The 12,867-nt window shown below is 72.1% G+C and carries 8 protein-coding genes; 2 read left to right on the forward strand and 6 right to left on the reverse strand.

Annotation, left to right across the window (positions count from 1 at the left end):
* Window positions 1-36 precede the first annotated feature (36 nt).
* The 4 genes from OG432_RS06895 to OG432_RS06910 form a co-directional block, all read right to left on the reverse strand.
* On the reverse strand, window positions 37-1,947 hold the full coding sequence (locus OG432_RS06895; protein ID WP_443058556.1) for an IucA/IucC family protein: 1,911 nt from the start codon (window positions 1,945-1,947) through the stop codon (window positions 37-39).
* Between the two features lie 199 nt (window positions 1,948-2,146).
* Window positions 2,147-2,785, reverse strand: a complete 639-nt coding sequence (locus OG432_RS06900) for a GNAT family N-acetyltransferase (protein WP_328315029.1) — start codon at window positions 2,783-2,785, stop codon at window positions 2,147-2,149.
* Window positions 2,786-3,264: 479 nt separating this feature from the next.
* On the reverse strand, window positions 3,265-5,136 hold the full coding sequence (locus tag OG432_RS06905; protein WP_328308785.1) for an IucA/IucC family protein: 1,872 nt from the start codon (window positions 5,134-5,136) through the stop codon (window positions 3,265-3,267).
* A 37-nt stretch (window positions 5,137-5,173) separates the two neighbouring features.
* Window positions 5,174-6,583 (reverse strand): diaminobutyrate--2-oxoglutarate transaminase family protein, encoded by a 1,410-nt coding sequence (locus OG432_RS06910; protein WP_328308787.1) that lies wholly within the window; start codon window positions 6,581-6,583, stop codon window positions 5,174-5,176.
* A 337-nt stretch (window positions 6,584-6,920) separates the two neighbouring features.
* Between OG432_RS06910 and OG432_RS06915 the strand changes: the two genes are divergently transcribed.
* Window positions 6,921-8,144, forward strand: coding sequence for a trypsin-like serine peptidase (locus tag OG432_RS06915; RefSeq protein ID WP_328308789.1), 1,224 nt, complete (start codon window positions 6,921-6,923; stop codon window positions 8,142-8,144).
* A gap of 203 nt (window positions 8,145-8,347) precedes the next feature.
* Window positions 8,348-9,517: a trypsin-like serine peptidase gene (locus OG432_RS06920; RefSeq protein ID WP_328308790.1), complete on the forward strand. Its 1,170-nt coding sequence runs from the start codon at window positions 8,348-8,350 to the stop codon at window positions 9,515-9,517.
* 150 nt (window positions 9,518-9,667) lie between these two features.
* Here the strand turns inward: OG432_RS06920 and hflX are convergent, their stop codons facing one another.
* Both hflX and OG432_RS06930 read right to left on the reverse strand, forming a co-directional pair.
* Window positions 9,668-11,170: a GTPase HflX gene (hflX, locus tag OG432_RS06925; RefSeq protein ID WP_328308791.1), complete on the reverse strand. Its 1,503-nt coding sequence runs from the start codon at window positions 11,168-11,170 to the stop codon at window positions 9,668-9,670.
* Between the two features lie 196 nt (window positions 11,171-11,366).
* Window positions 11,367-12,830, reverse strand: coding sequence for a M1 family metallopeptidase (locus tag OG432_RS06930; RefSeq protein ID WP_328308793.1), 1,464 nt, complete (start codon window positions 12,828-12,830; stop codon window positions 11,367-11,369).
* Between the last annotated feature and the right edge of the window lie 37 nt (window positions 12,831-12,867).

Consider the following 12,867-nt stretch of genomic DNA (forward strand, 5'->3'; position numbering starts at 1 on the left):
GCCGCACCAGCCTAAGGCTCGCCACTGACAGTCGGATCACTCCGCCGGCGCCAGAGGGTTCGCCACGGTTCCGTACACCGTGGCGTGGGGCCGCTCGGAGCGGTCCCGGTAGCCGTCGGTGTGCAGCCGGTTCCGGTTCAGACAGAGCCGGTCGATCCGGGGCGTGAGCAGGTCGAACGTCTCGTAGCGGTCCTTGTCGTCGGGGAAGCGGGCCTGGTATCGCAGGATCTCTTCGCGCACCAGCGCCCAGAAGTCGTCCTCGGCGACGCCCAGTTGTTCCTCGCACAGCGGGGCGAGGAACCGGAACACTCCCACGAAGAGGCCCGAATGAATGAACTGCGTGAGGAAGTCGGGTGCCTCGGTGAGCAGGATGTTCCGCACGTCGTCGGGCATCGAGTCGTGCTCCGGGAGGTGCTCGGCGCTCACGTTGATGTCGTCGACGAAGTCCTTGATCGCAAGGCGTACGGGGACGTCCTGGTCGTCGAAGACGACGATGGCGTTCTCTCCGTGCGGCGAGAAGACGGTTCCGTAGCGGTAGAGGAAGCGCAGCAGCGGCGGCAGCAGGGCGCCGAACAGGCGGCGCAGCCACACCTGGGGCGCGAGCCCAGAGCGGGCGACGAGCTCGGCCGTGAAGGCGCGCCCGTCGGGATCCGTGTGGAGCAGCGCGGCCAGGGTGCGGGCCCGTTCTCCCGCCGCGAGCCTGGGCGGCAGCGGCTCCCGCCAGATCGCCCCGAGCAACTCCTTGTACTGGTAAGGCACTTCGCCGGTCCGGTCGTAGATCGGGTGCTCGACGGCGACCGAGGCGACCTCGCCGAGAAGGATCACCCGGCAGTCCTCCCGCAGGAAGGCGTCCCGGTCGCACAGGCCCTGCACCCAGGAGGTGACCGCGGGCGCGGCCACCGTGCGCTCCGTCGGCAGACCCCGCCACACCAGGGTGTTGAGGATGGACAGCGGAAGCTTCACGGTGTGGCGTTCGGGCCGCGACAGGTTGAGGAAGGTGCGGATGGACTGCTGGGGAAGACGCACGTCACCGTCGGTGGGGAGCGGCACGATGGCCTGGCCGGCGACCGCGGGGGCGAAGAGCGGAAGGATCATCTCCGTCCACTGCCAGGGGTGGACGGGCAGGTAGAGGTAGCGGGCGGGGTCGAGGCCGCGCGCGCGGAGCGCCGCGGCGAACGAGGCGCGGACCGGGGCGTCGAGCTCGCGGGCGTAGAGGCGCTCCGGCGTGGCCAGCGCTTCGGTGCCCCGGTAGCCGGCCAGGTCCGTGCGGACCGCGATCCAGGGCAGCCTGGCCGGAGTACGGGCTTCCGGGCTCCACCGCGCGGCGTCGTCGGCGGAGAAGCCGAGCCGTCCCTTGTTGAGCACGAGCCAGGGGTGACCACCCTGGTGGCCCTCCAGCTCCGCGTAGCCGAGGTCGGCGAGCTGGGCGACGGGCAGCGCGGTGCTGTGCAGACGGGTGTCGGCGGCCAGGGTGGCGGAGAGCTCCCGTACGAGGTGGCCGAAGGTCGCGCCGTCGACGCCGAGGGTCCGTCGGGCCAGCGCGAGGAAGCGCAGCGGGTCCGTGAGGGGCCGGCCCTCGGGGGGCGCGGGCGGACGGCTGGAGGCGTCCGCGCCGGCGGGCCCCTGCGCGGTCCCGGCGCCCGTGGCGCTCTCGGCGCTCCGCCCGGTCTCCGCGGTCTCGGCGCTCCGCCCGGTCTCCGCGGTCTCGGCGCTCCGTCCGGTCTCCGCGGTCTCGGCGCTCCGCACGTTCGGTTCGATCCGTCGTACGGATTCGGGGTCGACCTGCCAGCCGCCGTACGCGCCGCGCCGTGCGGCGAAGGTCAGCGTGCTGCCGTCGTCGAGGGCGAATCGGTACTGACCTGCGGATTTCCCAGCCGGACCGGCGTTGTCAGTGGTGGGCCCTACCGTTGGCTGCACGATTTCCTCGTACGCGAAGGCGCCGATCATCTTCGCGAGGAGGAGGCGTCCCGCGCGGTCCCAGGCCGCGGGGTTCAGCTCGGGCGGGGCCAGCAGTCGGGGCGGGGCTTCGGGGTCGAGGAGGCCGCGGGAGTCATGGGGGGAAGGAGGGTTCGGCACGGAGACTCCTCGGGGTGGGACCGATTCGGCTGGGTGTGTATCTGGGTGTGTGTACGGAGCGGCGGGGCGTTCACAGCAGGTTCCTGAGCGCGCGGTCGCGGACCATGAGAGCGGCGCGCTTGTCGGGAAGGTCGACCTCCGCGTGGAAGCGGAAGCCGGCGCTGAGGAACGCGGCGACGGAGGGGGTGTTGCGCAGGTCGGGTTCGGCGATCACGCGGGTGCAGTGCGGACGGTTGTCGAGGACGAGGTCGGCGACGGCCCTGAGCAGGGTGGTCCCGACGCGCCGGCCGCGGTCGGCGACGCCGCCGATGAGCAGATGGATGCCGGTGTCGTGGGGACGGGCCGGATAGTGGCGGGCCAGGGGGTCGAGATCGGCCCGGTAGATCTCCCAGTAGCTCATGGGGGTGGTGTCGAGGACGCCCAGGCAGGGCACGCTGCGGCCGTCGCCGTCGAGCTGGCCGCGCAGGTGGTCGGCGGTGACGGAGTCGGCTCCCGCCAACTCCCAGAAGGCGGCCACGGCAGGGTCGTTCATCCACTGGGTGAGGAGAGGGAGGTCGCGCTCGATGCGTACGGGGAGGAGGCGGAACGCACCGAGAGGGGTGGTGGCCGGCGCCCAGTCGCCCGGGGAATCGAGGAGGTCCTCGGCGACGGGGTGAGCCCGCCGGACACCGCTGCCCGGCCCCGGCCTCGGTCCTGGCCCCGGGCCCAGCCCGGGTCCCGGCCCCGACCCGGGTCCCGGTCCCGGCCTCAGGTCCGGCCCCGGCAGCCCGCCGACGGCGCGGAACCGCTGGGCGGCGTCGGCCGGGCCGGCCGGCGCGCCCGGGGGCGAGGCGGGCGCGGGGCGGGCTGTCGCCGGCTCGGTGGTGCCGTCCGGACCGGAACGGGCAGGACCACCGCCCGGGGCGGACGCACGGGGCCGGTCCGGGGCCGAGCGGGGACCGCCCGAACCGCCGGGCCCGGCAGGCCCGCTGGAGCCGTCGGGCCCGCCGGAGCCGTCCGAGCCGGCCCGTCCGTCCGCCGCCTGGTCGAACAGAGTGACCAGCTCGTCGGGCAGGTGCAGGTCCAGGGTGTCCTCGGCCGTCCCCGCCGGCCGGGGGGCCGGGCCGGTGTCCGCGTCGGTGCTCGCATCGGTGGGAGGCACGGCGACGCTCCTCTCAGCAGTTCGTACGGGTCATGTGCTCGTACAGGTCAAGTGCCGTTGGTGTGAAGGGGGTTGGTGATGGTGACGTAGACGGACTGGGTGTCGACCGGGCCGACGAGCTCGTCGAGGCCGTGCAGCCGGGTCAGCAGGTTGGCCTTGCAGCGCAGCGTCGCCCTGTTCAGCAACTGGTCGGGCAGGGGCGAGCCGAGGCCGGTGGCCTTGGCGAGGAACTGGCGCAGCGCGGCCAGCAGGACGCGTTCGTCCGCGAGGTGCTGGGCTCCGAAGGCGCCGATGAGGCCGAGGACGTTGTTGATGCCGAGGTAGTAGGCGAAGCGCTCGTCGGTGACGGCGTCCGGCACGAAGGTGTCGCTTGCGGCCCCGATGCCCGGCAGTCTTCGCTGGAGGGCGTCCCGGTGGGATTCGCGGAAGTAGTAGCCCTGGTTGTCGCGGTAACGGCCGCCTACGGGCCAGCCGTTGGGGTCGAGCAGGACCAGCGTGTTCTGCTGGTGGGCTTCGAGAGCGATGCCCGCCGTGCCGTCGAGCCAGAGCAGCGGGCGCACCACGTGGTCGAGGTAGCGCAGGAACCACTCGGCGCCGACGGCCGTGGTGGGCCGGCCGGTGCGGGCGGCGAGCCGGCCCACCACGTCGGCGAGCCGCGAGTGCATGCCGGTGCGGCCCGGCATGGGACGCGGCGCGGTGAGCGCGGCGATGCAGACCGCGTCGTCGCTGAGCATGAAGGGGTTGTGGCGGATCACCACGTCGAGTCCCGCCAGCGGTTCGCCGTCCGGGGTGTCGACGGCGAGCCAGGCGGGGTCACGGACGATGTCGAAGCAGGGGTGGGCGGCCTGCCATTGCTCGCCGAGGCCGGCCCGCAGCAGGCGGTGGACCTCCACGCCCCGGTGGAGTTCCTTGCGGAGGTTCTCACGACGGGAGTTGGTGATGCGCACGCCGAGCGACAGCTTGAGCATGGCGTCGGCGCCGGGGCGGTGCACGGTGCGGACGGACGACGTGGGGTACCAGTCCTCGCCGTGGGCGCCCATGTCGTGCAGGAGCCCGGCGTCCAGGAGGGCGGCGACGGCGGGGCGCTGGATGACGTCGCGGGCCTGCCAGGGATGCAGGGGCAACGGGACGCTTCCGGACGGCAGTTGGAGGCCGGGGCCGGCGAGCCGGCGCGTCAGGTCGGCGGCGTTCACGGTGCGGCCGCTCTCGGTCCACGCCGAGTCGCCGGCGAGCACGGAGGGCTCGACGGCCAGCCAGTGCAGAGGGAAGGAGCCGTACAGCTCGGGCGAGTAGCGGCGCACTTCCGCCTCGGAGAGGCCCTCTCGGCTCTTCGGGGTGGGGTGCAGGGGGTGACCGAGGAGGAGGGACTGTTCGGCGGTGAGGAACAGATCGGCTGTCTCGCGGGGGCCGGGGCGGGTGCGCCGGTCGGCGATGAAGCACGCCGTGCGGCGCACGGAGTCGGCGACGCGCCCCACCAGATCGGCGCCTTCACCCCGCCCCGCCTCGCGGCCGATGAGGGCGGCGACCGTGACGGCGTCGGCGGGCGGGGCGTCCGGGGCGGCGCCCTGCAGAGCGGGCCGGCCGAACCGGTGCCAGCCGGTGGCCGACCAGTACGGCACGGGCACCAGCAGGGCGGTGCCGCTCGCGGGGAGCGGGATGCGCAGGAGCATGCCGTCCGGCGCGGCCAGGTCGTTCTCCCGTACCCAGCAGCGCAGCAGGTTCTCGACGGCGGCGGCATCGGCCGCCACCCCCGCGTCGGCGTCGTCCAGCGGGTCGGGGTCGTCGTGGCCGGTCAGTCGTTCGCCGTGGATCCCGGCCTTCTGGCGCGGCACCGTCGTCGGCTCGGCCACCAGGGGGCCGCGGTGGGCGGTGGCAGAGCCGTCGGGCTCGTGCGCATCGGGGGCGGGAGTGGGGTTCACGGCGGTCTTCCTTGGCAGGTCGTGGGGTGATCCTGGGTCAGTGGGACGGTCCGGTCTGCGCCCCGTGGTGCGCTCCGGCGCCCGCGCCGGTGCGCGGGTGGCCGGCGCGCGCCGCGGCGGCCAGGGCGTCGGCGAGCCGGTCGAGGACGGCCACGGCCTGTTCGTCGGTGAGGGTGAGCGGAGGCAGCAGCCGTACGACGCTGGAGTGGCGGCCGCCCAGTTCGACGATGAGTCCGCGGCGCAGGCATTCCTCGCGTACGGCGGCGGCGAGGTCGGGTGCGGGCGGCGGGGGGTTGCCGGAGCTGAGGTCCTCACGCTCGGGGTCGACGAGTTCAATGCCGATCATCAGGCCACGGCCGCGCACGTCGCCGATGCAGGGGTGGTCGGCGGCGAGGCCCTGCAATTGGCCGAGCATGCGGGCTCCGAGGACGGCGGCGCGGTCGGCGAGCCGGTTCTCGCGGACGTACGCGAGCGTGGCGGCGCCGGCCGCCATGGCGAGCTGGTTGCCTCGGAAGGTACCGGCGTGCGCGCCCGGTTTCCAGACGTCGAGGCTGTCGCGGTACACGATCACGGCGAGGGGCAGCGAGCCGCCGATGGCCTTGGAGAGCACCATCACGTCGGGCACCACCTGGCTGTGCTCGACGGCCCAGAAGGTGCCGGTGCGGCCGACGCCCGTCTGCACCTCGTCGGCGATCAGCGGGATGGAGCGGCTCTCGGTGATCTCGCGCATCCGGCGCAGCCAGGCGTCGGGGGCCGGGATGACGCCCCCTTCGCCCTGCACCGGTTCGACGATCATGCCGGCCGGCGCGGGGACGCCGGCCTTGGGGTCGTCGAGGAGGTTCTCGGTCCAGCGGGCGGCGAGTTCGGCCCCGCGTTCACCGCCGACGCCGTAGGGGCAGCGGTAGTCGTGCGGGTAGGGCAGCCGGGTCGCTCCCCCGTCGCGGGCGCCGCCGGAGACGGCGAGGGCGCCCGCGGTCATACCGTGGTAGGAGCCGGCGAAGGCGAGCATGCCGGTCCGTCCGGTCGCGGTGCGGACCAGGTTCAGGGCGGCTTCGACGGCGTCGGTGCCGGCCGGTCCGCAGAACTGGATCCGTCCGTGCTCGGCGAGTTGGCGCGGCAGCGTGGCGAACAGTTCCGTGGTGAAGGCGTCCTTGACCGGTGTGGCGAGGTCGAGGATGTGCAGCGGCGCCCCCGAATCGAGGACCCTGCGGATCGCTTCGAGCACGACGGGATGGTTGTGCCCGAGCGCCAGCGTGCCGGCGCCCGAGAGGCAGTCGAGGTAGCGCCGCCCGTCCGCGCCCTCGATCGTGAGCCCGCGCGCCCGCACCGGCACGATGGGCAATGAGCGGGCGTAGGTGCGGGCGGCCGACTCCCGGAGGGACTGCCTGCGCAGGATTGCCTCATGAGCGCCCGGCAGCGCCGTCGGGGCTGGTTCGGTCACGGCCACGACTGCTGGTCCTCCCGCTGTGACGGTTCCGTATCGCGTCCGTTGCGCGGTACGTACGCCCGCGCTGAACGCTGTGCTGGTGTCCCCCGTACGTACCAACGACGCCGACAGCGCCGGATCACGGCCTGCGGTGAAGTTCCTTGCCGCCGAAGAAGGTTCACCTAACTCGGGGGGGGCCGGGCGGTGGCGCGGAGGCCCGACCTCGGCCCTGCCTCGAACCGCCGCGGCGGGCAACGGCATAGTGGGGGCCGCACTTCGGCGCCGCTTCACGGTGGCGTCGTCCACGAGTGCAGACGACGAAGACGCTTTGATGACGACGTTCCAGGGGGAATTCCAGATGCGACCGACACGCCAGTCCAGCGCCGAGCGCACGGGGAGGAGCGCGCGCCGCGGGGCCTCTCCCGTGCTGGCCGCGCTCGGCCTCACGGCCGCGCTCGCGCTGACCGCCACCGCGTGCGGACCCGGTGATTCCAGCGCCGACAGCAAGCCGACGGCTTCGGTGGCCCCGAGCGGCACCGACAAGTTCCAGATTCCCGCGGACGTCCAGGAGCAGCTCAAGAAGCACGGGATCGACCTGGACAAGTGGAAGAACGGCGAGTGGAGGAACTGGGACCGCGCCACCTGGCTGCGTGAGGCGAAGGACTACATCAACCCGATCATCCAGGGCCTGTGGGACCCGGACCGCATGCGCAAGGCGGACAAGCCTCCGGAGAAGGCCGTTCCCAACGACATCTCCGGTGACAAGGGCGTCACGGACCCGACGCCGGCGCCCGTCAAGGCGGCCGCGGTGAAGGCTCCGTACCACCAGAACCTGCCGGAGCTCGGCAAGCTGTTCTTCGACAGCCCCGAAGGTTCGATGGTGTGCTCGGCGACCGTCGTGACGGACCCGGCGCACCCGGGCAAGTCCAACATGGTGTGGACCGCGGGCCACTGTGTGCACGCGGGCGCCAAGGGCGGCTGGTACCGCAACATCGCCTTCGTCCCCTCCTACAACAACACCAACCTGCCGACTGCCCAGCTGCAGAAGGCCACCAAGCAGCAGATCGCCCCGTACGGCGTCTACTGGGCCGACTGGGCCCAGACGTCGCAGCAGTGGATCGAGGGCGGCGGCCCGACCGGCGGACAGGGCGCTCCGTACGACTTCGCGGTGCTGCACGTGACGCCGGAGAAGGGCTCGAACGGCAAATCCCTCGAGGAGACCGTCGGCGGCGCGCTGCCGGTGGACTTCAACGCTCCGGCCGTGCCGAAGATCAGCTCCATGACGGCCAACGGCTACCCGGCCGCGCCTCCCTATGACGGCCAGAAGCTGTTCCAGTGCAAGGCCAAGCCGGGCCGGCTGTCGCTGGAGGCGAGCATGCCGACGATGTACCGCCTCGGCTGCACCATGACGGGCGGTTCCTCCGGCGGCGGCTGGATCGCGACGGGCTCGGACGGCAAGCCCTCGCTCGTGTCCAACACCTCCATCGGCCCGGTCACCGCCGGCTGGCTCGCCGGCCCGCGCCTGGGCAAGGAGGCCAAGGGTGTCTTCGACTCGGTGAGCACCAAGTACGCCGGACGGTGAGCACTGTGGGGGTCCTGTGAATGGCCGGGGCCCCCTTTCGTCCCCCTCGTGCCCAGCGGGCATAGTAGGGGGCCGCACGGTGGGCGGAGGCGGACTCTCGCGCCCACCGCACTGACAAGCACATGACAAGACTCAGTACCACGACCCAGTACATGGCAGAAGCCGCCCCTCGACGGGCGGGCTCATCAGGGGGAATCGTTTTCATGCGATCCATACGTCCGCTGCTGGCCGCTTCCGGTCTCGCGGCGGCTCTCGCACTGACCGCCACCGCGTGCGGTCCGGGCGGGGACGACGCCGACAGCAAGCCGTCCGCCTCCAGTTCCACCCCGGCCAAGGGCGGTGCGACCGCGCCCTCCGGCCTGGCCGACGCCCTCAAGAAGCACGGCGGCGACCTGGACAAGTGGAAGAACGGCGGCTGGAAGAACTGGGACAAGGCCACCTGGCTGCGCGAGGCCAAGGACTTCGTCAACCCGGTGATCGACGGCCTGTGGAAGCCGGACCGGATGAAGTCCGCCCAGGACCCGCAGAAGACCATGGCGGCCGGCGACACCAACGGCGGCACGGGCATCTCCGACCCCGTGCCCGCGCCTGTCAAGGCCGTCCAGGAGAAGCTGCCCTACCACCAGTACGCGGCCCCGGTCGGCAAGGTGTTCTTCGACTCTCCCGAGGGCCCCATGGTGTGCTCGGGCACCGTCGTCAAGGACCCGGCCCACCCCGGCAGGTCCAACATGGTGTGGACCGCGGGCCACTGCGTCCACCGGGGCGGCTCCGGCGGCTGGTACCGCAACATCGCCTTCGTCCCCTCCTACAACGACAAGGGGAAGTCGGCGTCGGCGCTGAACAACGCGCGGCCCGAGGAGATCGCCCCCTACGGCGTCTACTGGGCCGACTGGGTCTCCACCTCCAACGAGTGGATCAATGACGGCGGTCCGACCGGCGGCACCGGCGCCCCCTACGACTACGCGGTCCTCCACGTGCGGCCGGAGAAGGGCACCAAGTCCCTCGAAGAGACCGTCGGCAACGCCCTGACGGTCAACTTCTCCGCCCCGCAGGCCAAGTCCGTCGCCTCGATGGGCGCGTGGGGCTACCCCGCCGCACCCCCCTACAACGGCCTCCAGATGTTCCGCTGCGTCGACCGCCCCGGTCAGCTCTCCATCAGTCCGGGCACTCCCCCGATGTACCGCATCGGCTGCACCATGACGGGCGGCTCCTCCGGCGGCGGCTGGTTCATGAACGGCCCCGACGGCAAGGCGCAGCTGGTCTCCAACACCTCGATCGGCCCGGTCACTTCGGGCTGGCTGGCCGGCCCCCAGCTCGGCGCGGGCGCCAAGGCGCTCTTCGACACGATGAGCGCGAAGTACGGCGGCCAGTAACCCCCCGGCCCCGCTACGACACAAGGCCCGGTACGACACAAGGCCCGCCCCCTCGCGTGAGGGGGCGGGCCTTGCTCGTTGTCCCGAAGTCGCTCAACGCCCGTACGGACGCTCAACGCCCGTACGGACGCTCAGTGCGCGGCCGGACGCTCAGTGCGCGGCCGGCACATACGGGGCCAGCTCGGCGGCGAGCGCCTCGTGCACCCGGGCCTTGAGGACGGTGCCCTCCGCCACGTGCTCCTCGGAGATCACCTCGCCCTCGGCGTGCGCACGGGCGATCAACTGCCCGTGGGTGTACGGCACCAGCGCCTCGATCTCGATCTCGGGGCGCGGCAGTTCGGTGTCGATGAGCGCGAGCAGCTCCTCGATACCCGCACCGGTGCGGGCCGAGACCGCGATCGAGTGCCGCTCGATCCGCAGCAGCCGCTGCAGCACCAGCGGATCCGCCGCGTCCGCCTTGTTGATCACCACGATCTCCGGCACGTCGACCGCGCCCACGTCACGGATCACCTCACGCACGGCGGCCAACTGCTCCTCCGGCGCCGGGTGCGACCCGTCCACCACGTGCAGGATCAGGTCGGAGTCGCCGACCTCCTCCATCGTGGAGCGGAACGCCTCGACGAGGTGGTGCGGCAGATGCCGGACGAAGCCGACGGTGTCGGCCAGCGTGTAGAGCCGCCCACTGGGCGTCTCCGCCCGGCGCACCGTCGGGTCGAGGGTGGCGAACAGCGAGTTCTCCACCAGCACGCCCGCGCCCGTGAGGCGGTTGAGCAGGGAGGACTTCCCGGCATTGGTGTAGCCGGCGATCGCCACCGAGGGCACCTTGTTGCGGCGCCGTTCCTGACGCTTGATCTCGCGGCCCGTCTTCATCTCCGCGATCTCACGGCGCATCTTCGCCATCTTCTCGCGGATCCGCCGACGGTCCGTCTCGATCTTGGTCTCACCGGGACCACGGGTGGCCATGCCGCCGCCACCGCTCGATCCGCCGCCGCCCATCTGACGCGACAGCGACTGACCCCAGCCGCGCAGCCTCGGCAGCATGTACTGCATCTGCGCGAGCGAGACCTGCGCCTTGCCCTCACGGGACTTGGCGTGCTGGGCGAAGATGTCGAGGATCAGCGCGGTCCTGTCGACCACCTTGACCTTGACGACGTCTTCGAGGTGGATCAGCTGGCCGGGGCTCAGCTCACCGTCGCAGACCACCGTGTCCGCGCCGGTCTCAAGAACGATGTCGCGCAGCTCCTGCGCCTTGCCGGAACCGATGTAGGTGGCCGGGTCGGGCTTGTCACGGCGCTGGTAGACACCGTCGAGCACCAGGGCGCCCGCCGTCTCGGCGAGGGCCGCGAGCTCGGCGAGCGAGTTCTCCGCGTCCTGAAGCGTCCCCGTGGTCCATACACCGACCAGCACCACGCGCTCCAGGCGCAGCTGCCGGTACTCGACCTCGGTGACGTCCTCGAGCTCGGTGGAAAGGCCCGCCACGCGCCGCAGGGCGGCACGCTCGGAGCGGTCCAGCTGGGCGCCGTCGCGCGCTCCGTCGATCTCGTGGCTCCAGGCGACGTCCTCTTCCATCAGGGCATCGGCCCGAAGGCTCTCGGTGCGGTGCGTGTCCGCGAAGCTCTGCTCGTCCTGGGAAGGGGATGAAGAGGAGGTCATTGGATCCTTACGTCGTTGGAATTACGGACCGGAACCCCCGGGGGGAATTCCGGCTGTGTCGGTCACAACGCGTAATGGACCCGAATGATTCCCGTACGGAATCCGGACCTGGCGACGTCGCCGACGTGAACGATGGTCGCACGGGCCCTTCGGGGCCGTCACCCCGGTTTTCCGGACCCGGCCGGCTCCGCCCCGGTCAGGCGTGCTTCGGCGCCTGGCTGTGCCAGTCGGGGTGGCCGGGCATCGGCGGGGTCTTCTCGCCGTACAGCCACGCCCGGAAGAACCCGGTCAGGTCGCGACCGGCGATCCGCGAGGCCAGCGCGGCGAAGTCGGCGCTCGACGCCGTGGAGTCCCGGTGGTCCCGCACCCAGCGCCGCTCCAGCCGGTCGAAGGCGCGCTCCCCGATCTCCTGGCGCAGCGCGTACAGCACGAGGGCGCTGCCGTCGTAGACGACCGGACGGAAGATGCCGATCTTCTGCCCCGGCCCGGCCGCCCTCGGCGCGGCAGGCGGCCCGCCGGCCGTGCGCCAGCCGTCGGACAGGGCGTAGGCAGCACGCATCCTGCGCTCCATGGGCTGCTTGCCGAACTCCTCGGCGTACCGCGCCTCGTACCAGGTGGCGTGCCCCTCGTTCAGCCACAGGTCCGACCAGGCGTGGGGCGAGACGCTGTCCCCGAACCAGTGGTGTGCCAGTTCGTGCACCATGACGGAGTCGACGTACCACTCGGGGAATTCGGGCCGGACGAACAGTGACCGCTCGAACAGCGTCAGGGTCTGCGTCTCCAGCTCGAAACCGGTGTCGGCGCCGGCGATCAGCACCCCGTACGTCTCGAAGGGGTACGCCCCGACCTGTCGCTCCATCCACGCGATGTGGCCGGGCGTCTTCGCCAGCCACGGTTCGAGCGCATCCCGGTCCGCCGCCGGGACCACGTCACGGATCGGCAGTCCGTGCGGTCCCTCCCGGTGCAGCACGGCGGAGTGCCCGATCGACACCTGGGCCAGCTCGGTCGCCATGGGGTGGCTGGTGCGGTACGTGGAGACGATCCGGCCGCCCCGGCGCTCCCGCGCGGCCGGCAGGCCATTGGCGACCACCGTCACATCGGCGGGTGCGGCCACGTGGAAGGTGAAGAACGCCTTGTCGGAGGGATGATCGTTGCAGGGGAACACCCGGTGGGCGGCGTCCGCCTGGTTGGCCATCACCAGGCCGTCGGTGGTCCGCACCCAGCCGCCGTCGCTCGCGGCGTCCGGAACGCTGGTGTGCCGCACGGTGATCCGCAGCGGTTCCCCGGCGGCGACGGGGTGCTCTGGAGTGATCACGAGATCCTCGTCGGCACTCGCGAACCGGGCCGGCCGCCCGTTCACCTCGGCGGCGTGGACCGCGCCCCGCGCGAAGTCCAGGTTGATCCGCTCCAGGGCGCCCGTCGCGACGGCGTCAATGGTCGTCACCGCCTCCAGCGGCTTCCTGTTGTCACCCACATAGGTGAGACCGATGTCGTACGAGAGCACGTCGTAGCCGGGATTGCCAAGATGCGGGAAGAGCGGATCTCCGATACCGAGCGGCACCGGGGCGGGCAGGGCGGCGGCGACTACGGAGGCCGCGGCGGCGGCGAGCAGCACGGCACGCAGATGGCGGGAGCGGGGACGGCGCGGGGTCAGCGGCATGCCCTACCGCTACCAGCGCGAAGGGGCCCGCCGGTGC

The organism is Streptomyces sp. NBC_00442, assembly GCF_036014195.1.
Lineage (GTDB): Bacteria > Actinomycetota > Actinomycetes > Streptomycetales > Streptomycetaceae > Streptomyces.

What these genes read in the sequence shown, in the direction of transcription:
- hflX (WP_328308791.1), bottom strand. Translation starts at nt 11,170, where the DNA reads ATGACCTCCTCTTCATCCCCTTCCCAGGACGAGCAGAGCTTCGCGGAC.
- OG432_RS06895 (WP_443058556.1), bottom strand. Translation starts at nt 1,947, where the DNA reads ATGATCGGCGCCTTCGCGTACGAGGAAATCGTGCAGCCAACGGTAGGG.
- OG432_RS06915 (WP_328308789.1), top strand. Translation starts at nt 6,921, where the DNA reads ATGCGACCGACACGCCAGTCCAGCGCCGAGCGCACGGGGAGGAGCGCG.
- OG432_RS06920 (WP_328308790.1), top strand. Translation starts at nt 8,348, where the DNA reads ATGCGATCCATACGTCCGCTGCTGGCCGCTTCCGGTCTCGCGGCGGCT.
- OG432_RS06930 (WP_328308793.1), bottom strand. Translation starts at nt 12,830, where the DNA reads ATGCCGCTGACCCCGCGCCGTCCCCGCTCCCGCCATCTGCGTGCCGTG.